Origin of the sequence: Hymenobacter miniatus, assembly GCF_016427455.1 — a bacterium.
GTDB classification, from domain to species: domain Bacteria; phylum Bacteroidota; class Bacteroidia; order Cytophagales; family Hymenobacteraceae; genus Hymenobacter; species Hymenobacter armeniacus.
The window spans coordinates 320,902-340,700 of sequence record NZ_JAELXR010000004.1 but is presented as its reverse complement, the minus strand read 5'-3'; the positions used below and the strand labels follow the sequence as shown (position 1 = coordinate 340,700).

At 64.0% G+C, this 19,799-nt stretch carries 17 protein-coding genes; 5 read left to right on the top strand and 12 right to left on the bottom strand.

Features of this window, described 5'->3' with window-relative positions; genetic code table 11:
* Positions 1-34: 34 nt before the first annotated feature.
* The 3 genes from JAO73_RS08720 to fdhD form a co-directional block, all read right to left on the bottom strand.
* Positions 35-2,596 carry an FdhF/YdeP family oxidoreductase gene (locus JAO73_RS08720; RefSeq protein ID WP_198976681.1) on the bottom strand — a complete coding sequence of 854 codons (2,562 nt, stop codon included), beginning with the start codon at positions 2,594-2,596 and terminating at the stop codon, positions 35-37.
* A 105-nt stretch (positions 2,597-2,701) separates the two neighbouring features.
* Positions 2,702-3,049: a DUF7009 family protein gene (locus JAO73_RS08715; RefSeq protein ID WP_198976680.1), complete on the bottom strand. Its 348-nt coding sequence runs from the start codon at positions 3,047-3,049 to the stop codon at positions 2,702-2,704.
* An 87-nt stretch (positions 3,050-3,136) separates the two neighbouring features.
* Positions 3,137-4,012, bottom strand: coding sequence for a formate dehydrogenase accessory sulfurtransferase FdhD (gene fdhD, locus JAO73_RS08710; RefSeq protein ID WP_198976679.1), 876 nt, complete (start codon positions 4,010-4,012; stop codon positions 3,137-3,139).
* 196 nt (positions 4,013-4,208) lie between these two features.
* On the opposite strand from fdhD, the gene JAO73_RS08705 reads away from it, so the two are divergent.
* Together JAO73_RS08705 and JAO73_RS08700 are read left to right on the top strand one after the other, a co-directional pair.
* Positions 4,209-5,522: a cation:dicarboxylate symporter family transporter gene (locus tag JAO73_RS08705; protein WP_198976678.1), complete on the top strand. Its 1,314-nt coding sequence runs from the start codon at positions 4,209-4,211 to the stop codon at positions 5,520-5,522.
* 7 nt (positions 5,523-5,529) lie between these two features.
* Positions 5,530-6,705 carry a putative sulfate/molybdate transporter gene (locus JAO73_RS08700; protein ID WP_198976677.1) on the top strand — a complete coding sequence of 392 codons (1,176 nt, stop codon included), beginning with the start codon at positions 5,530-5,532 and terminating at the stop codon, positions 6,703-6,705.
* Positions 6,706-6,754: 49 nt separating this feature from the next.
* Here the strand turns inward: JAO73_RS08700 and JAO73_RS08695 are convergent, their stop codons facing one another.
* From JAO73_RS08695 to moaA, 6 genes are all read right to left on the bottom strand, one after another.
* Entirely contained in the window at positions 6,755-8,326 is a 1,572-nt protein-coding gene (locus JAO73_RS08695) for an MDR family MFS transporter (RefSeq protein ID WP_233168936.1), read from the bottom strand.
* A gap of 113 nt (positions 8,327-8,439) precedes the next feature.
* Positions 8,440-9,231 carry an SDR family oxidoreductase gene (locus JAO73_RS08690; protein ID WP_198976676.1) on the bottom strand — a complete coding sequence of 264 codons (792 nt, stop codon included), beginning with the start codon at positions 9,229-9,231 and terminating at the stop codon, positions 8,440-8,442.
* Between the two features lie 4 nt (positions 9,232-9,235).
* Positions 9,236-9,613, bottom strand: a complete 378-nt coding sequence (locus JAO73_RS08685) for a cupin domain-containing protein (RefSeq protein WP_198976675.1) — start codon at positions 9,611-9,613, stop codon at positions 9,236-9,238.
* A gap of 186 nt (positions 9,614-9,799) precedes the next feature.
* Positions 9,800-10,960 carry an MFS transporter gene (locus JAO73_RS08680; protein ID WP_190925236.1) on the bottom strand — a complete coding sequence of 387 codons (1,161 nt, stop codon included), beginning with the start codon at positions 10,958-10,960 and terminating at the stop codon, positions 9,800-9,802.
* 104 nt (positions 10,961-11,064) lie between these two features.
* Positions 11,065-13,566, bottom strand: a complete 2,502-nt coding sequence (locus JAO73_RS08675) for a hybrid sensor histidine kinase/response regulator (RefSeq protein ID WP_198976674.1) — start codon at positions 13,564-13,566, stop codon at positions 11,065-11,067.
* Positions 13,567-13,854: 288 nt separating this feature from the next.
* A complete protein-coding gene (moaA, locus tag JAO73_RS08670; protein ID WP_317191211.1) occupies positions 13,855-14,892 on the bottom strand; it encodes a GTP 3',8-cyclase MoaA in 1,038 nt (345 codons plus the stop codon).
* Between the two features lie 143 nt (positions 14,893-15,035).
* Here moaA and JAO73_RS08665 point away from each other — a divergent pair, with 143 nt between their 5' ends.
* Together JAO73_RS08665 and JAO73_RS08660 are read left to right on the top strand one after the other, a co-directional pair.
* Positions 15,036-15,278 carry a MoaD/ThiS family protein gene (locus JAO73_RS08665; RefSeq protein ID WP_190925231.1) on the top strand — a complete coding sequence of 81 codons (243 nt, stop codon included), beginning with the start codon at positions 15,036-15,038 and terminating at the stop codon, positions 15,276-15,278.
* Between the two features lie 92 nt (positions 15,279-15,370).
* Positions 15,371-15,793 (top strand): molybdenum cofactor biosynthesis protein MoaE, encoded by a 423-nt coding sequence (locus tag JAO73_RS08660; RefSeq protein ID WP_198976673.1) that lies wholly within the window; start codon positions 15,371-15,373, stop codon positions 15,791-15,793.
* A gap of 71 nt (positions 15,794-15,864) precedes the next feature.
* Here JAO73_RS08660 and JAO73_RS08655 read toward each other — a convergent pair whose 3' ends face one another.
* From JAO73_RS08655 to moaC, 3 genes are all read right to left on the bottom strand, one after another.
* Positions 15,865-16,557 (bottom strand): porin family protein, encoded by a 693-nt coding sequence (locus JAO73_RS08655; RefSeq protein WP_198976672.1) that lies wholly within the window; start codon positions 16,555-16,557, stop codon positions 15,865-15,867.
* Between the two features lie 165 nt (positions 16,558-16,722).
* Positions 16,723-17,925, bottom strand: a complete 1,203-nt coding sequence (locus JAO73_RS08650) for an NTP transferase domain-containing protein (RefSeq protein WP_198976671.1) — start codon at positions 17,923-17,925, stop codon at positions 16,723-16,725.
* An 8-nt stretch (positions 17,926-17,933) separates the two neighbouring features.
* A complete protein-coding gene (gene moaC, locus JAO73_RS08645; protein ID WP_198976670.1) occupies positions 17,934-18,425 on the bottom strand; it encodes a cyclic pyranopterin monophosphate synthase MoaC in 492 nt (163 codons plus the stop codon).
* A 267-nt stretch (positions 18,426-18,692) separates the two neighbouring features.
* Here moaC and JAO73_RS08640 point away from each other — a divergent pair, with 267 nt between their 5' ends.
* Complete coding sequence (locus JAO73_RS08640) at positions 18,693-19,757, top strand: SDR family oxidoreductase (protein ID WP_198976669.1); 1,065 nt, start codon at positions 18,693-18,695, stop codon at positions 19,755-19,757.
* The last annotated feature ends 42 nt before the right edge of the window (positions 19,758-19,799 follow it).

Genomic DNA, 19,799 nt, shown 5'->3' with positions numbered 1-19,799 from the left:
GGGTGTTGCCTGGCTTCTAAAGCCGAAGGGAGCATTATTCCGCCAACATTTCCTCCCGCGCTTTCATGCGCAGCGGATTGTTAATGGCCGTCGGCACCACCGTCACCACCACGTATTTGGAGGTGGGCGTGTTGCTTACTTTGGCCACCGAGCCGATGGGCACCAGCGGGTTGGCCTCCGGAAAATAGGCCGAGACGTTGCCTTTGGGAATGTCGTAGGGCACGGCCACGAACTTTTCCACGCGGCGCTCTTCGCCTTTGTAGTGGCTCGTGATGTCGATGAGGTCCTTGGCGTTGATGCCGCGGGCTTCCATGTCGGCGGGGTTCATGAACAGCACGCGGCGCTCGTTGTGGATGCCGCGGTACCGGTCGTTGTAGTCGTAGATGGTGGTGTTGAACTGGTCGTGCGAGCGCACGGTCATCAGCACCAGCTGGTCGGGCTCCAGGGGGTACTTCTCCAAGGTGGTTTTTGAGAAGTTGGCCTTGCCGTTGTCGGTGGTGAATTTCCGCTCGCGGGGGCCGTTGGGCAGGTAGAAGCCGCCCGGCTTGCGCAGCTTCATGTTGTAGTCCTCGAAGCCGGGAATGACGCGGGCAATGTGGTCGCGGATGACGTCGTAGTTCTCCGTCATGGCCACCCAGTCGGTCTTGGTTTTGCTGCCCAGCGTGGCAATGGCCATGCCGCAAATGATGGCCACTTCGCTGAGCTGGTCGCCGGCCACGGGCACCAGCACGCCCTTGTTCTGGCTCACCACGCCCATGGAGTTTTCGCAGCTGGTCATTTGGTGGCCAGCCTTTTGCAGGTCGATGTCGGCGTGGGCGAAGGTGGGCAGCAGCAGGCTGGTTTCGCCGGTCACCAGGTGGCCGCGGTTGAGCTTGGTGCCCACGTACACGGTTAGCTTCTGCTTGCGCATGGCTTCGGCAATGACTTCGGTGTCGGGGCCGGCGGCCAGCAGGTTGCCGCCCAGGCTGAAGTACACCTTGGTGTGTCCCAGTCGCATGGCCTTGATGGACTCCACCACGTCGAACCCCTCTTTTTTGGGCGGCGTGAAGCCAAATTCTTTCTCCAATGAGTCGAGGAAGTGCTGCGGCATGCGCTCCCAGATGCCCATGGTGCGGTCGCCCTGCACGTTGGAGTGGCCGCGCACGGGGCAGGTGCCCGCGCCGGGCTTGCCGATGGCGCCTTTCATCAGCAGCAGGTTCACGATTTCCTTCACCGTTTCGACGCCCTGGCGCTGCTGCGTGATGCCCATGGCCCAGCACACGATGATTTTCTGCTTGCGGGCAATGAGGTTGGCCGCTTCGAGCAGCTGGGCGCGGCTGATGCCGCTGACTTCCTCAATGTCCTCCCAGCTGGTGCTGAGGATGTTCTGCTTGAACTCCTCAAACCCAGTGGTAAACTCCTGCACAAACGCGTGGTCCACGACTTGGCCGGGGTTCAGTTCCTCGGCCTCAAACAAATGCTTCATGATGCCGCGCAGCAGGGCCATGTCGCCGTCGATGCGCACCTGCAGGTACACGTCTGTAATCGGGGTGCCGCCGCCCACCAGCGCCCCCAGCGCCTTGAGCGGGTTCATGAAGTCCTGCGGGTTGCGGAAGTGGTTGAGGCCGGCTTCAATCAGCGGGTTCACGCTGATGATTTTGGCGCCGTTGTTCTTCGCGATTTGCAGGGCCGAGAGCATGCGCGGGTGGTTGGTGCCCGGGTTCTGGCCCATGATGATGAGCACCTCCGCTTCGTGGATGTCATTCAGCGTGACGGAGCCCTTGCCCAGGCCCGTGGTGGGCGTGAGGCCCGAGCCGCTGCTCTCGTGGCACATGTTGGAGCAATCGGGCAGGTTGTTGGTGCCGAACTCGCGCACAAACAGCTGAAACAGGAAGGCCGGCTCGTTGGGCACCTTGCCCGAGGTGTAGAAAATGCCCTCGTCGGGCGAGTCCATGGCGTTCAATTCCCTGGCAATGATGTCGAAGGCGTCGGGCCAGGCAATGCGCGAGTAGTGGTTGTCGCCGGGGCGCTTCACCAGCGGGTGCGTGAGGCGGCCGGCGTTGTTGAGGTCGCGGTCGGTCATGCGCGAGAGCTCGGCCAGGCTGTGCTTGGCAAAGAATTCGGGCCCGGCGGCGCGGTGGTCGGAGTCGGAGGCAGCGGCTTTGGCGCCGTTCTCGCAAAACTCGGCCACCGAGCGGTGCTCGTCGGGGTCGGGCCAGGCGCAGCTCGAGCAGTCGAAACCGTCCTTCTGGTTCATTTTGAGCAGCGCGTGGGTGCCGCGCGTCATGCCCGCCTCGCTCCAGCTAAACTGCATGGACTTGAGCACGGCCGTGACGCCGGCCGCAATTTTCTGGCGCTCCTCCAGGTGCAGGCCGGTGAGGGCTTCGGGGGGCTGGGCCAGCACGGGGTGCTGGTACTTGGCGTTGGCCACGTCGGGGGCAGGAATGTGGGCGTGCACGTGGGTTCGGTTGGGGTCGGATTTGTAGTGGTTGGGCGCGGGGGCGCTGCCCTGGGCGGGCCGCTCGCCGCTTTTGGGCGCATTATCTTGGGCGCCTTGCTCGTGGGAGCGACCGGCCTTGCTCGGGTCGTTTTGCGGGGAGTTGGGAGTATCGGGCATCTTGAAAGATTGAGTTTTAAAGTGTTGAATGTTGAATGCAAAAGGGCCGAATCTTCAGAGGCTGCCGGAGCACTCAACATTCAACACCCAACCCTTAACATTTCCTTAGTGCTTGCAGTCTAAATCCTTCTCCACCAGGATGCGCAAATGCAGATTGTCAGCCAACGGCAGCTCGTGCGAAAAGCCGTTCTGGTCGGTTTCAACCCAGGTTTTGGCCAGGATGAAGGGCACGAGCACGGTCAGGGCGCCGGGCTCGTAGTGGATTTGCACAGGCTCTTCGTTGGGCATGGTCTGGGGGCGTTCGGAGCCGCGCTCCAGGGCGTAGGTCAGGCGCTGCTCGGGGCCGAGGCCAAAATGCACGGCGCCCTCCACGCGGCCCTGCTCGGCAAATTCGCGCACCTCGCCATCGGAGAGGCGCAGGCGGAGGGTGTCGTCTTCGATGCGCAGTTTCATGGGAATGGGGCGGGAATGTGTGCTTGGTTTAACGCAAGGCTCTGGCAGGCGTTGCCATCGGCCGGGGCTTGGGCCATAGATTTTGTGCTACGCTTCGCTGCTTAATCGCCAGCCGTGGCAGTACACGTTGAACCGGTCGTTGCGCACAAAGCCCAGCACCGTCATCCCAAAGCTCTCGGCCGCCTGCACGGCCAAGCTGCTCGGCGCCCCCACCGCCGCCAGAATCCCGATGCCCGCCGCGGCCGCTTTTTGCACCAGCTCGAAGCTCACGCGGCCGCTCACCAGCAGCACGTGCCGGTGCAGCGGCAGCCAGCCGGCCAGCAGCGCGGCGCCAATGACCTTGTCCAGGGCGTTGTGGCGGCCCACGTCTTCGCGCAGCAGCAGCAGCTCCCCTTCGGGCGAAAAGAGCGCCGAGGCGTGCTGTCCGCCGGTTTGCTCGAAGCCGGCCTGGGCGGCGCGCAGCTTCTCCGGCAGCTGGTGCACCGTGGCGTAGCGGAGGTGCGGGCCATCGGTGGGCAGCACGGGACAGGAGGCGGTGCGGACCGCATCAATGCTGGTTTTGCCGCACACGCCGCAGCTGGAGCTGGTGTAGAAATGCCGCTCCATGGCCTGGAAATTGACCTGCACGTGCGCGGCCAGCTCCGCGCGCACCACGTTGCCGGCTTCTTCGGCCTTTTGCACGTCGGGGCAGGGAATGACGCCCAGCAGGTCGGCTTTGGCGTGGATGAGGCCCTCGGTGAGCAGGAAGCCGGCGGCCAGCTCTTCGTCGTGCCCGGGCGTGCGCATGGTCACCGACAGGGTACGGTGCTGGCGCTGGCCGTCGGCCTCGTAGCCGATGCGGATTTCCAGCGGCTCTTCGGCCGCGAGTTGGTCGGAGGCGGGGATGGGTGGGCCAGCGCCGCTCACCTTCTGGATGCTGGCGAATTCGTAGCTGGCGGCGGGCAGCAGGATGGCAGGATTCATTGGGTGGGCGAAGTGGATATCTAGAACGTCATGCAGAGCGTAGCGAAGCATCTTGCCCGCAGCAAGTAAACCAATCGTTCAACGAAAGGATTGGCGGTGGCGGGCAAGATGCTGCGCGCTGCATGACGTTCTTCCGCACGGACGTTCTTTTTAGCGTGACGTTCTTGCAATTCCTTTCCGCCCCTACCCGCCGCCTATGAAATTCAAAAAACTCACCCGCAACCTTACGTTTTGGGTGCTGCTGGCCATAGTTGCCGGGGCGCTGCTGGGTCACTTTGCGCCCGCCGCCGCCGTGCAGATGGAGCCCCTGGGCAAGCGCTTCATCGACGTGGTGAAGCTGTTCATCAACCCCATCATCTTTCTCACCATTACCCTCGGCATCAGCACCATGGGCGACTTGAAGAAGGTGGGCCGCATTGGCGGCAAGGCGCTGCTGTACTTCGAAATTGTGACCACACTGGCGCTGCTCATCGGCGTGGGCGTGGCGGCGCTGGTGCGGCCGGGCGCGGGCGTGAGCACCGGCCGGCTCGACACGGGCAAGGTGGGCGAATTCACGAAGCGGGCCACGGAGTTTTCGTGGGGTCACTTTCTGGCCGACAACCTCACGCTGCAGGTGCTGCTGGTGGCCATTGCGCTGGGCATTGCGCTCAGCCGATACGCCGGCCGCAAGCCCGTCATCCATTTCCTAAAAGAAGCCTCGAAATACGTGTTTCGGGGGCTGCACCTCGTCATGTTGCTGGCGCCCATTGGGGCGTTTGGAGGCATGGCCTTCACCATTGGGAAGTACGGCATCGCTACTCTGCTGCCGTTGGGCAAGCTGATGGTGACGGTGTACCTGACGATGGGCGTGTTTGTATTTCTGGTGCTGGGGGCCATTTTGCGCTACTGCGGCGTGGGCATGTGGTCGTTCCTGAAATACCTCAAAGCCGAGCTGCTGATTGTGCTGGGCACTTCCTCCTCCGAAGCCGGCCTGCCGGGCCTCATGGAAAAGCTGGAGCGCATGGGCTGTGCCCAGCCGGTGGTGGGGCTGGTGGTGCCCACGGGCTATTCCTTCAACCTCGACGGCACCACCATCTATCTCTCCCTCTCGACCTTATTTCTGGCCCAGGTCTTCCACGTCGACCTTTCCGGGGCTCAGATTCTGACCATGATGGGTATTTTGATGGTGACTTCCAAGGGGGCGGCGGGCGTGGCAGGCAGCGGCTTCGTGGTGCTGGCCAGCACGCTCACGGCCATGAAGGTGATACCAGTGGATGGCCTGGCCCTGCTACTGGGCGTGGATAGGTTTATGTCGGAAGCCCGCAGCATCACCAACTTCATTGGCAACGGCGTGGCCACGGTGTTCCTGGCCCATAACGAAGGCGCCCTCGACCACGAAATGGCCGTGGAGGCCTTGGGCAAGCGCCTCAAGCCGCTGCGCTTCCGTAAAGGCTACACCAGCGGCGAGTACCTGGGCGAAGCCGCCGAGCAAGCCAGCGAACTGGCGCGCTTGCGGGACAACAAGAAATAGTTGCACGATGCTCACCCAAACCCAACCTGCGCCCCCTGCTCCCACCCGCCCGTCCCTGCGCTTCGACCGCAACGAGCTGGCCGGCGCGTTTGGCGACCTGGGCACCGACTTGCCGCTGCTCATCGGCGTCATCGCCGCTTCGGGCGTCGACAGCGCCGGGGTGCTCATCATGTTCGGGCTGATGCAGGTGTTTTCGGGGCTGTGGTACCGCATGCCCATGCCGGTGCAGCCGCTCAAGGCGTTTGCGGCCCTGGTCATTGCCCAGAAACTTCCCGGACGCATCATTTTTGGGGGCGGGCTGGCCATTGGCGTCAGCATGTTTTTCCTGTCGGTGACGGGGCTGATTGATGCGCTGGCGCGGCTGGTGCCCAAGGCGGTGGTGCGCGGCATTCAGTTTGGGCTGGCCATGCAGCTGGCCACGCTGGCCCTCACCAAGTACGTGGGGGCCGACGGCGCGGCGGGCTACGCGCTGGCGGCGGCCGCTTTTGTGGTCACGGTGGTGCTGTTCGGCAACCGGCGCTGGCCGGCGGCGCTGCTCGTCATCGCCCTGGGCGTGGCGTATGCGCTGGTCTTCAAGCTCGATTTGGCCACCGCGCAAAAGGCCATCGGCCTGCACTTGCCCGCCTGGCACCTGCCCCAAACGCCGGATATCCTCACCGGCGCCCTGCTGCTGGCGCTGCCCCAGATTCCGCTGTCGCTCGGCAACTCGGTGCTGGCCACCCGGCAGGTGGCGCACGATTTATTCCCCGAGCGCCAGCTTACCACCCGCAAAATCAGCTTCACCTACGCGCTCATGAATCTGGTGAACCCGTTTCTCGGCGGCTTTCCGGTGTGCCACGGCTCGGGCGGCATGGTGGGGCACTACGCGTTTGGGGCCCGCACCGGGGGCTCGGTGGTCATCTACGGCGGCCTTTTCCTGACGATGGGGCTGTTTTTCAGCCAGGGCTTTGCCGAGGTGGTGCAGATTTTTCCGCTGCCGGTGCTGGGCGTGCTGCTGCTGTTTGAGGCGCTGTCCTTGGCCACGCTGCTGCGCGACATCAGCGCCGAGCGCAGCGACTTGCTGGTGGCACTGCTGGTGGGCTTGCTGTGCGCGGGGCTGCCGTATGGCTACTTGGTGGGCTTGGTGGTAGGTACGGCCGTGTACTACGCCATGCAACGCGGCTGGGTGGGGCTGGGCAAGTAATAGCTTAACGCTCCGGTCTGACGGCTTTGCCATTAGACCGGGGGCGTTGTTACTCGACCGCGACCGGCACATTCTCATTCGCCTTCCGCAGGGGCAGTTCGGGCACAAACAGCGTCATTATCAGCCCGCCCACCACGAGGAAGATGTTGAAAAAGTACACCCGCGAAATGGCTTTGGAGAAAGCCTGCCGCATGGCCTCCGTGGGCGGGCCCGTGGCAGTAGCAGCGGGCAAGGCCGGGCCTTCGGCCACCACCGTTTGCTGGGTGGCGGGGCTGGCGGCGGTGGCGGGCAGGTTTTGGGCCAGCGTGAGGGTGAGCACCGTGCCCAGCACCGACGCCGCAATGGCCCCGCCAATTTGCCGAAAAAACTGACTGGCCGAGGTGGCCTGGCCCATGAGCGCGGGCTCGGTGGCGTTTTGCACGGCCAGGGTGTAGAGCGGCATGGTGGGCCCCAGGCCCAGCCCGCAGATGGCCAGGTACAGCAGCACGCGGTAGTAGGGCACGTCTACCGGCATGGTGGCCAGCAGCGACAGGCCCACGAGCAGCAGCGAGAGCCCGGCCAGCATCCAGCGCTTGTAGTGGCCGAAGCGCGACACCATCTGCCCGGCCAGCATCGAGCCCGTCACTACGCCCAGCGACATCGGAATGAGGCTGATGCCGGCGCGGGTGGCCGTTTCGCCCAGCACGTTCACCATGAACAGCGGCTCGAAAATGATGACGCCCAAAAACGCGCCGCCCATGAGAAACAGCGCCGCATTGGCCGTCCGAAACACCGGTTTTTTGAACAAGCCGAAGTTGAGAATGGGGTTTTCGTGCCGCAGGCTGCGCCCCACAAACAGGCCCAGCGCCGCCACGGCCACCGCCAGCAAGCCCAGCGTGAGCGGCGATGTCCAGCCATACGTGACTTTGTTAAGCTGCAAAGCCACCACCAGCGGCCCCAGGCCCACCATCAAGAGCACAGCCGACAGGAAATCGAACTTCTTGGGTTGGGTGGTGGGGCGCAGCGGCGGCATTTGGGTAAGGATAAACCACAGGGCCAGCGCGCCCAGCGGCAAGTTCACGTAGAACACCAGCCGCCACCCGGCCACGCCCGGAATCAGCCCCGTGCCCCGGTCCGTAAGAAAGCCGCCCAGCAGCGGCCCCAGCACCGACGACGTGCCGAACACCGCCCCCGTAAAACCCTGATAGCGCCCCCGCTCGGCCGGGGCAAACAGGTCGGCAATGACGATGAAGGCCATGGCAAACAACCCCGCCCCGCCCAGCCCCTGAATGGCCCGAAACACCACCAACTGGTTCATGCCATCGCCCAGCAGCGGCAGCGGGCCAAACTCGCCCGCCAGCCCGCACAGCATCGAGCCCACCAGGAAAATGCTCACCGCCGCCACCTCAATCGTGCGCCGCGAGTACATGTCGGCCAGCTTGCCGTAGATGGGCACCAGCGCCGTGCTGGCCACCAAGTAGGCCGTGGCCACCCACGTAAACCTATCGAGCCCCTGCAAATCGGCCACGATGCGCGGCAGCGCCGTGCTCACAATGGTCTGGTCCAGCGCCCCCAGAAACATGGCCAGCAAAATGCCGGCGAAGGTGAGCATCTTCTGGCGGTGGGTGAGGGTTTCGGTCAAAATGAAAAATGCGAGCGGTGGGAGAAGGCCAGGCAAAACAAAACGTCATGCTTACTCTGGCGTCCGCGCCAGAGTAAGCATGACGTTTTGTTATACGCAACGCGCCGCAGAGGTTACAGCAGCGAGCGTATCCAGCCGCCGTCTACCGGGATGGACGTGCCGGTGATGTAGCTGGCCCGCTCCGAGCACAGAAACGCCGCCAGCGCCGCAAACTCCCGCGGCTCGCCCAGCCGCCGCATCGGAATCTGATTTTCCCAGCGCGCCGTGGCGTCGGCGGCCGAAATGCCTTCCTTGGCCGCCGTGGCGTCGGCCAGGCTCACCACGCGCTCGGTGCGCGTGTAGCCGGGCAGAATGTTGTTGACGGTGATGCCGTGCGGCGCGACTTCCGTGGCCAGCGTGCGCGCCATGCCCGTCACGGCCGCCCGCAGGCTGTTCGAAAGCATGAGGTTTTCCACCGGCTGCTTCACCGAGATGGAAGTGATGTTGAGAATGCGGCCCCAGCCCTGCGCTTTCATGCCGGGCAGCACGGCGCGCGTCAGCTCCACCACGCTAGTGAGGAGCAGGTTGGTGGCGGCTTGCCACTGCTCGGCACTCAGCGTGTCGAAGGTGCCGGCGGGCGGGCCGCCGGCGTTGGTCACCAGAATATCGATGCGGCCGAACCGCTCCTGGGCGGCCTGCACCAGGCGGGCCACGTCGGCGGGGTTGGCCACGTCGGCGGTCAGGCCGAGAACGGGCACGCCGTGGGCGGCCTCTAGGGCGGCACAGGTTGCTTGCAGCGCGTCATCATGGCGCGCGCAGAGCACCAGCGCGGCGCCTTCGGCCGCGAGTTCTTCGGCCACGGCGCGGCCCAGGCCTTTGCTGGCGGCGGCCACCAGGGCCACTTTGCCTTGTAGTCCGAGGTCCATGCGGCTATTTCTGACGCAGGTAGTCGTCCGATTTATCCAGCCAATCCTGGCGGGGCGGGCTGAAAATATCCACGTCCAGCGTGTCTTCCAGCGCTTCGGCCATATGCGGCACGTTGGAGGGAATGTGCAGCACTTCGCCCACCCGCACGATGACTTCCTCGCCGTCTTCGGAGCCGATGTGAAACCGCAGGGCGCCTTCCAGAATGTAGGTAATCTGCTCGTTTTCGTGGTGGTGCAGGGGCACGATGCAGCCTTTTTTGAGGTAGACGTGGGCCAGCATCATTTTATCGCCGGTGATGAGGCGGCGCGACAGCTGGTCGGATAGCTGCTCCTTGGGCATGTCGTCCCAGGCGTATTTGGTCACTTGTGAGGGTTCGGGCATGAGATGTTTTGGATTGGGTTATTACGAGAATAGAAAAAACGGTCATGCTGAGCGCAGCCGAAGCATCTCTACCGCAATGCTAACCTAAATGTTGGAATCACTGCCGCAGTAGAGATGCTTCGGCTTCGCTCAGCATGACCGTTCTTTTTTTCTTCCCTTCTCCCCAGCTTTCATCTCCCCAATGCCCTACACCCGCACCCGGCCCGCCACCGCCGACACGCACAGCCCCATCAAGGCAATCAGCGCAAACGACACGCGCAGGCTGGTGGCTCCGGCCACCATGCCAATCACCGGCGGGCCCAGCAGAAAGCCGAAAAAGCCAATCGTAGAGACCGAGGCCAGGGCCATGCCGGCCGACATGTGCGTGGATTTGCCGGCCGCCGAGTACACCAGCGGCACCACCGCCGAGGTGCCAAACCCCACCAGCAAAAAGCCCAGCAGGGCCGTGGGCAGCATGGGCAGCAGCACCGCAATCAGCAAGCCGCTGGCCGTGAGCAGGCCGCAGAGCTGAATCACGCGCTTCGGGCCCAGGCGGTGGGCCAGCCAGTCGGCCCCGAAGCGGCCGAGTGCCATGGTGCTCATGAAGGCCGTGTAGCCCGCACCCACCCAGTCTTTGTCGGCCTGAATCACCTTCTTGAAATACACGCCGCTCCAGTCGAACATGGCCCCTTCGCAGATGAGCGCGCAAAAGGCAATGGCGCCCAAGCCCAGCAGCTCCTTGTCGGGCTTCACGAAGATGGGCTGGTCGGGGTCGACGCCGCTGTCTTGGCGCACGGTGTAGCCGGCGCTCACGGCCAGGCCCGCCAGAATGAACAGCGCGATGAAAATAAAATGCAGGCCCGGCACCACGGCGTGCCCAATCATAAACGAACCAATGGCCGCCGCCACGAACCCGGCCAGGCTCCAGAGCCCGTGAAACGAGGCCATGATGGGCTTGTGCTTGTAGAGCCGCTCCACGCCCACGGCCTGGGTGTTCACGGAAATATTGGTGAGGTTGCCGCCCACGCCAAACAGCACCAGGCAGGGCACCAGCTGGTAGAGGCTGCTGGCCCAGCCCAGGCCCAGCAGCGCGGCGGCGTACAGCACCACGCCCCACAGCACCACCTTGCGGCTGCCTTCGCGGGCCACCAGCCAGCCCGTGAAGGGCAGCGACAGCAGCTGCCCCAGCGGAATGGCCAGCAGCACGCCGCCCAGCGCCGCCTCCGAGATGCCCATGCGCTGCTGCACGCTCGGAATGCGCGACGCCCAGGTCGCAAAGCACAGGCCCAACAAAAAAAACAAGGCGCCCACGGCCACGCGGTGGGCCTTGCGCGATATCGGCCGGGCCGATGCAGTCAACGAAATCATAAACACGGGTCCTCACGCGCCGCGCCGCGGGCCGGGCCCGGGCGGTTTTGCAAAACTACAAGCTCCCCCAACGCCCCGGCTCGCTCAGAAGTTGCCGGCGAAGGCTATTCCTCCAAATCGAGGCGAATCTGGAGCATGATTTCGCGCAGCAACAAGCCCATCGATTCCACCAACGGCTCCAGAGCATCGGCCCGGAACTCGCCCTGCCATTGTTCCAGCGCTTCCACGGGCGGCAGCAGGTGCAGGGCGCGCAGGTGCACCAGGTTGGGACGCAGCTTGTGGGCGGCGTCTTTCAGCAGGCCGATGTCGGCCCGTTGCAGGCCCTCGGCGAGCTCACGCAGGGCTTCTTCGCAGCTTTCGAGGAAGGTGTCCAGCATGAAGGCCACAAAGTCAGTGTCGCCCTGCCCCACCTTCAGCAGCTCGTCGACCTGGTAAAGCTGCACCCCGTCCGAGTCAGCCAGCGGCAGGGGCTCGGGCGCCGGTTCCGGGGTTTCGGCGGCCTCGGCGGGGGCGCCGGGGGGCAGCACCCACTTGCTCAGCACTTTCAGCAGGCTTTCTTCCTTGAAGGGCTTGGCCAGGTAGTCGCTCATGCCGGCCGCCAGGCATTTTTCGCGCTCGCCCTTGATGGCGTTGGCCGTGAGGGCCACGATGGGCGTGGTGAGCCCCAGCTGCCGGCGCAGCAGCGCCGTGGCCGCGTAGCCGTCCATCACCGGCATCTGAATGTCCATCAGAATGAGGTCGAAGGGCTGGTGGCGGGCCAGCTCCACGGCCAGGGCGCCGTGCTCGGCTTCGGTCACCTGCACGTGGGCGTGGGTGAGGAAGGTTTTGGCAATCTGGCGGTTGAAGCGGTTGTCTTCCACCAGCAGCACCTGCTTGTTGCGCAGGTCGTTGCGCATGGGGCTGTCGGGCGGCAGTACTTCCTTGGGCGGCAGGTCGTGCACAGTACCCACCGGCAGGCGCAGGGCAAAGCGCATCACCGTGCCCTGGTTTTTCTCGCTTTCCAGCTGCACGTCGCTGCCCATCAGGCTCAGCAGGTTGCGGCAAATGCTCAGGCCCAGGCCCGTGCCGCCAAACTTGCGCGTCACGGACGAATCTTCCTGGCTGAACTCCTGGAAAATCTTCTGCACAAATTCCGGCTCGATGCCCACGCCCGTGTCGGCCACCTCAAACACCACCTCGCCAAGCTCGCCGTCGGGGCCGGGCACGAAGTCGCAGCTCACGCTCACCTGCCCCGCGTCGGTGAACTTGATGGCGTTGCCGGCCAGGTTCAGCAGCACCTGCCGAATGCGGTAGGGGTCGCCGATGAGCACCGGCGGCACGGTGGGCGCCGCGCGCACCAGCAGGGCCAGGCCTTTCTCCACGGCGCGGTAGTGCAGGGTCTGGTCCACTTCGGCCAGCAGCTGAGCGGGCTCAAAGCCCACGTGCTCCAGCGTCATCTTGCCGGCCTCCAGCTTGGAGAGGTCCAAAATGTCGTTGATGATGACCAGCAGGTGCTCGGCCGAGGTGGCGATGGCCTGGCGGTAGCTGTCCTGGTCGGGCTCCAGGGGCGTCTTGGCCAGCAGCTGGCTCATGCCCAGAATGGCGTTCATAGGCGTGCGGATTTCGTGGCTCATGTTGGCCAGGAAAATCTCGCGGGCCCGCACGGCGCTTTCGGCCGCCAGCTTGGCGTGGCGCAGGGCTTGCTCCGTGAGCACGCGCTCGGTGATGTCGATGCCGTAGGCCACCAGCAGGTGCGGCGTGCCGTCGGCGTGGAACACGGGCTGCAGGCAGCGCAACTGGTGGCGGGTGCCGCCCGCCCGGTCCAACGATTCTTCGAACGTGACCAGTTGCCCCCCTTCAAACGCCGCCATGATGCGGGCGTGGCGCTCCTCGGCCTGGGCGAGGGGGTGGCCGTAGCGGGCGTGGTACTCAAAATGGTCCTTGCCGATGGCCCACCTGCGCCGCACGGGGTCTTTGATGCCCACGGCGTTCACGTACAGGTAGCGGCCCTGGGCGTCGAACACGCCGAGGTCGCAGGGGATGTGGTCGAGGGTGAATTCGTAGAATTCGCGCTGTTCGGCCAGCTTTTGTTCGGCCAGCCAGCGCTTGGTGATGTCGGTGCCCGTGCCCACCACCGTGCGCAGCTGGCCATCGGGCTGAAACACGGGAATGAACTGGCGCAGGATGCGGCGCGGGCCCGTGGCCGACGGCAAGGTTTCTTCCCAGCGCGACTCGGTGCGCGACTGCACGGCTTGCGCAAAGGCCCGGCGCCGGTTTTCGGCCAGCTCCACGGGCAGTTCGCGCAGCTCGCAGTAGTCAAAATCGGTTTTGCCAATAGCCCAGCGCCGCACCTGCGGGTCTTTGAAGCACAGGGCGTTCACGAACCGGTAGCGGTGTTCGGCGTCGAAGGCCACCACTTCCACCTTCAGGTTGTTGAGGATGGTTTCGTAAAAATCCTGCTGCTCTTCAAGGCGCTGGGCCGCGGTAGCAGCTTCGGCTTGGGCAGCAGCCAGGGCTGCTCGCAAGGCAAGTAGCTCTTCTTCCACGGTTTTGCTGCTGCGCGATTCAACCTCGGCCGCGGCCGGAGGAAGAGCGTCGGAAGCAGAAACACGTGTAGAAAAGGACATTGCCTAAATAATGTATAATTAATAAGGCAACAAAGATATGTCCTTAATGTAGGCTAACCATCTTGCTAACACATGATTAAAAAGTGAATAAATTTAAACAAACTCATAGCGACGATACTATTTTCTGCCTGCTATTCTAACTTTTCAGGGCTGGCACGCGGAAGTCGGTACAGCCACAGCAGAACAGTAGTTGCCTTAATAAGCTGCTGACGTGATGCGCAAGCCTGTATTTTCCTTCCCAACCTTCCTCCTGCACTCCGAAGTAACTTAGAAGCAACCGCTCCGACTTTAGCCCCCGATGGTGGCCATACTCTCAAAGCTGAGCTGGTGCAGCGGGCGCTGCCGCTCGGCCTCGAAGCCGTTGGCGGCGCGGTAGCGGAAGGCGGCGGCGAGGGCAGCTACTATTTCCTCGTCGGTTTTACCGCCGCGCAGCAGGACGCGGGTGTCGAGCACGCCCTGGTCGTAGAGGCAGGTTTTGATGCCGCCTTCGGCCGTGAGGCGCAGGCGGTTGCAGGTGCCGCAGAAGGTGCGCGAGTAGGCCGCAATGATGCCCACCGTGCCGCGGTGCCCGGCTATGGTGTATTCGGAGGCGGTGGCGCCGGCGGGCGTGGGCACCGGGGCGAGCGCGCCGAAATGCTGCTCCAAGTGCTGGAGGATGCGCCGGTGGTTCCAAGGCAGCGAGGCGGGGCCGGCCTCGTGGCTGCCGCCATTGAACGGCATTTCCTCAATGAAGCGCACGTCGACGGGGAGCTGGCGGCTGAGCTCGGCCAGCGGAATGAGGTCGGCAATGTTCTGGCCGTCCATCACCACGGCGTTGATTTTCACCTGAATGCCGGCCTCCAGCAACGCGTAAAACGTTTCCATTACGCGCGGCAGCTCGTCGCGCCGCGTGATGTGGAAGAACCGCTCCCGGTCCAACGTGTCGAGGCTGAGGTTGACGGCTTTTACGCCCAGGCGGGCCAGGGCGGGCACGTGCGGCGCCGTGAGCACGCCGTTGGTGGTGAGGCTGATATCATCGATGCCGGGCAGCTCGGCCAGGCGCTCCATGAAGGGCACCAGGTCGCGCCGCACAAAGGGCTCGCCGCCCGTCAGGCGCACTTTGCGCACGCCCAGCGTGGCCAGCAGGCCCGTGAGGCGCAGCATTTCCTCGTAGCTCAGCAGTTCGTGCTTGGGCATGTACTTGATGCCTTCTTCGGGCATGCAGTAGAAGCAACGCAGGTTGCAGCGGTCCGTCACGGCCAAGCGCAGATACTCCAGCGGCCGGCCGTGCTGGTCGTAGAGGGGCGCAACGGCCGGCGGGGTCACGGAAGCAGAAGTTGGAAGCACGTTTATCACCAATTTTGTCCGGCTGTACGTAAGACTGCCGGCTTGCGATAACCCGCCCGGCGCCAAAGGTGTTCAGGCGCGGTGGGTGCCGCGGGCCACTAGACCGGCGGCCTTGGCTCGCCCACACGTTTACGTCGAAAGATATGTCATTAAAAATTTCCCTGTTCGGCATCACCCGCGACATCGTGGGCACGTCGGTGATTGAGCTGCCCGCGCCGGCCCCCGCCACCGTGGGCGAGCTGCTGGCCGAAATGCGCCGCCAATACCCCGCCCTGGGCGAGTTGCGCAGCTGCGCCGTGGCCGTCAACAACGAGTACGCCTCGCACGACCAGCCGCTGCACACCGTCGATGAAATTGCCCTCATCCCGCCCGTGGCCGGCGGCTGATTCCAGGTAACAGTTATCAGTGCGCAGTGAACAATGCTGTTCAACAAGCATCCGCAACTGATAACTGCTCACTGACAACTGTTAACTGACAAATGACCCCTACCCTCACCATCACCGACCAGCCCATTGACATTGCCGCCGCCCTCGCGGCCGTGCAAACCGACACGGCCGGGGCGGTCAACTCCTTTATTGGCACGGTGCGCAACCAGTCGGGCGGACGGCCGGTGCGCCGGCTGCACTACGAGTCCTACGACAGCATGGCCCTCACCCAGCTGGGGCACGTGGTGCAGCAAGCCTACGAAAAGTGGCCCATGCTGCAGGAAGTGGCCGTGGTGCACCGCAAAGGCACGTTAGAGCTCGGCGACGTGGCCGTGGTGGTGGCCGTGGCCACGCCGCACCGCGCCGAGAGCTTCGCCGCCTGCCAGTTCATCATCGATACGCTGAAACAAGTCGTGACCATCTGGAAGCGCGAAGAATACGAGGACGGCACGGAGTGGGTGGCCGCGCACCCGTAAACGTCATTTCTAGCATGAAAAAAGCCTGCTCTCCGGATGGAGGGCAGGCTTTTTTGCCATCGGCCTGGGGCTTACTTGCTCGGAATCAGATACCCCAGCGAGAGCTGGAAGGCCGAGTGGCGGGCGTTGTTCAGGTCGCCGTTGAAGTAGGTGTTGTTGTCGCTCTTCACGAAGTCGCTGAAGGCGCCGGTGTAGCGCACGCTCAGGCTCAGGCCGTTGTCGGCCTGGTAGCCCACGCCGGCCAGGTAGCCCAACTCGTTGCGGTTGAGGCCGCTCACGTCGTTTTTGTTTTGGGTTTCGGTTACGGTGGGGGTGCCGCCCAGCGCGGGGGTGGTGGTGTACTTGGTTTCGTTGTTGGAGCTAATCAGGTACGAGTATTGTGGCCCGGCTTCGACGATGAAGCCGCCGGCGTTGATTTTCAGCAGCACCGGCACGTCGAGGTAGTTGTAATTGACATTGCCTTCGCGCTTTTGCTTGGCGCCTAGCAGGTTGGTGTATTCGGTGGGCTTGTTCTCGAAGCCTTTTTGCGAGTACAGGATTTCGGGCTGCACCGACAAGAACCCGTCGGCCAGCACGGGCACGTTCACCATCACGCCGCCCAGGAAGCCGGCTTTGTTGTTGTAGGTCGATTCGTTTTTAATGTCGCCGGCCAGGTTGGAGTAGTTGGCACCGGCGCGCAGGCCGAAGCGCACGTCCTGCGCCTGCGCCGAAGAAACAGCGGCCGTGGCCAGAAGCGCGGCAGCTACGATTGCAGTGTTTTTCATAATGAAATACGATTGATTGATAAGGTGTGTCAGGGGCTCGTTATTCAAAAACGTGCCAGCACCGGCCTTAAACGACCATACTCCCAATAATTGTCTGAATCGCAGCGCAAAAAAATAACCGCCCGTGGGGCGGTTATCTCCGATGGCAGCATAAAGGCCCGGCCGCTACGGCCGCTGGGCCAGCTCCTGCGTGGCCGCGGCCCGCTCGTCGGGCGTGTTCACGTTGCGCAGCTCCTCGGGCACGGGCGGGTGCAGCAGCTCGATGTCGGAATTAATCAGGGCCTTGCGCGGGCAGGAGTAGCCCAGGCCCAGAAACCGCAGCAGCTGCCCGTAGCTGCGCGGCTCCCAGATGCTCACCAGCGGCTCAGGAAACTCGTCCCACGGGCTGCGGAACGAAGTGGCCATGCGCGCCGGCTGCCGGTTGCTCACCAGGTATTCCAGGGTTTCGCGGGTGAGGAAAGGCAGGTCGCAGGCCAGCACCAGCCACGCCGCGTTGGGGTCGGCCTGAAACGCGGACAGGATGCCCCCGAGCGGGCCCAACCCCAGAAAAGTATCGGGCAGGGCGGTGAGGCCGCCGGGCAGCTCGGTGGCCTGGTCGGGGCGAACGGACACGCGCACGTCGGGGCAAAATTCGGCCAGCAGCGCGGCGGTGTGCTGGCGCTGGTCGAGAGCGTGGTAGTGCAGGGCGCCCTTGTCGGTCTGCATCCGCTCGCTGCGGCCACCGGCCAGCACGAGGCCGCGCAGCACCGGCACCGCCTGGGCGTACCATTGCTTGATGAAAGCGGCTATTTTTTCGGTCTCGGCCAAGCGCAGCACCAGCGGCAGCGGCGCGGCGCTGAGGTGCTCGGCCAGCACGGCCGGCAGCTCAACTTGGCCATCGGCGAGGAGAATGAGACGAACGTCGGTGAGGCGGTCGAGCTTCTTGTCCAGCGGCTTGCGCGGGTCGACGACGACAACCTGCTGGCGGGCGCGGAAGTGGTTGCCGTTCACCAACACCACGCTGTCGTGGGCTAGCAGCTCGGGCTGCGTGAAGCGGTCCAGCGCCCGCGTGAGGTTGAGCTGGCGGTAGGTGATTTTATCGACCAGCTCGGCGGAGAGGCCGTTCTTGGCCACGTAGGGCACGGGCTTGGCAGGCGCGGCGGCAGCAGCACCTTCGGCAGCGGCGTCGCCGGCGGCGTGGTCGGCATCCACGTAGGCCACACGCAGTTGCGGCGCCAGGTGGGGCAGCAGCCGGGCCACCAGCGTCTGAATGTCGCCGCAGGGCGCGCCGAGAATGGCCAGCTCGTGGCGGCCAAATTCGCCCACGTCGGGACGGGCAAGGGCGGCGTGCTTGAAGCGTTTTACGGTTGAACTAGGCAGACTATCCATGCCGGAATTTACAAATTTTCAAATCGATTGAAATCCTTCTTGCCGCCGGTTTTGGTGATAAGCTGCACGTTGTCAATCGCAATGTCGTGGGAAAAGGCCTTGCACATGTCGTAGATGGTGAGCGCGGCCACCGTGGCCCCGGTCAGGGCTTCCATCTCCACGCCGGTGCGGCCCGTGACCACGGCCGTGCACACCACGCGCAGGGCATCGGCGCCCTCCGGCTCGATGGTGATGCTGCAATCGTCGAGCCCCAGCGGGTGGCAGAGGGGGATGAGGTCGGCCGTTTTTTTGGCCCCCATGATGCCCGCCAGGATGGCCGTGTGGATGACCGGGCCTTTGTGCGAAGGCATTTCGCCGGCCTGCACGCGGCTCAGCAGCTCTTCGCCCAGCACCACGCGGCAGTGGGCACGGGCCACGCGGCGGGTGGGCGTTTTCTGGCCCACATCCACCATGGTGGGCTGGTTGGCGGCGTTGACGTGGGTAAAATTCTTGGTAAGCATAGGCCGTAGAGACGCATAATGGCGTCTAATCGTTGGGCAGATTATGGCGCGAACTTTTGGTTGGCGGCGCCAAAGGACAACCGGTGTCGCGGACTAAAAGTCCGCGCTGCTTCTCACTTAGCCAACTCAGCAGCCAATTGTTTTGCCGCAAACTATTGAGACTGGCAGCCGTTTCCAACCCGGCACCGGGCCAAGCCGCCCCGGCAATCCGACGAAACCCGTCGCGCCGACCCATCCGGGCCGGCTCTATTCCTTTCGACTTTCATCATGAGCAATACCGCATTAGTTGTTGGTGCCAGCGGCATCATCGGCAGCAACCTGGCCCAGGAACTGCTGGCCAATAACTGGACCACCTACGGCCTGGCCCGCCGCCCCGGCACCGACATCGCCGGCCTGCAGCCCGTGGCCGCTGACCTGCTGGACGTAGCCAGCCTCGAAACCGCCCTGGCCGACCTTCGGCCCACGCACGTTTTCATCACCAGCTGGATGCGCAACGACACCGAAGCGGAGAACATCCGCGTGAATAGTGCCATGGTGCGCAACCTGCTGGCCGTGCTCGGCCCAAAGCATTCGGTGCAGCACGTGGCGCTGGTAACCGGTCTGAAGCATTATCTGGGGCCATTTGAAGCGTACGTGAGCGGCGGGGTGGCCCCGCCCACGCCGCTGCGCGAGTCGCAGCCCCGGCTGGCGCTCGACAATTTTTACTACGCCCAGGAAGACGAAGTGTACGCCGCCGCGCGCGACGGCTTCACCTGGAGCATCCACCGGCCGCACACCATCATCGGCAAAGCGGTGGGCAACCTCATGAACCTGGGCACCACGCTGGCCGTGTACGCCAGCATTTGCAAGGAAACCGGCCGGCCGTTCCGCTGGCCCGGCTCGAAGGCCCAGTGGGAAGGTTTGTCGGACGTGACCGATGCCCGCGTCATCGCTAAGCAGCTGGTGTGGGCCGCCACCACCGACGCCGCCCGCAACGAGGCCTACAACGTGGTGAACGGCGACGTTTTCCGCTGGAGCCAGCTGTGGGGCCGCCTGGCCGATTGGTTTGGCGTGCCGGCCGTGGGTTTCGATGGCAGCATCCACCCGCTGGAAGCCGAAATGGCGGGCGACGCGGAGCTGTGGCGTGCAATTGCCACCAAGCACGGCCTGGCCGAGGCAGAGTTGAGCCGCCTGGCTTCGCCCTGGCACACCGACCTGGACCTGGGCCGGCCCATTGAAGTGATAACCGACATGGCCAACAGCCGCAAGCGCGGCTTCACCGTGTTCCAGTCAACGGAGGATTCCTTCTTTGATTTGTTTGCCCAGCTGCGCGAGGACCGGTTGATTCCGTAGCGTCAACGAAAAAATACTTAGCCCGTCATGCTGAGCGCAGCC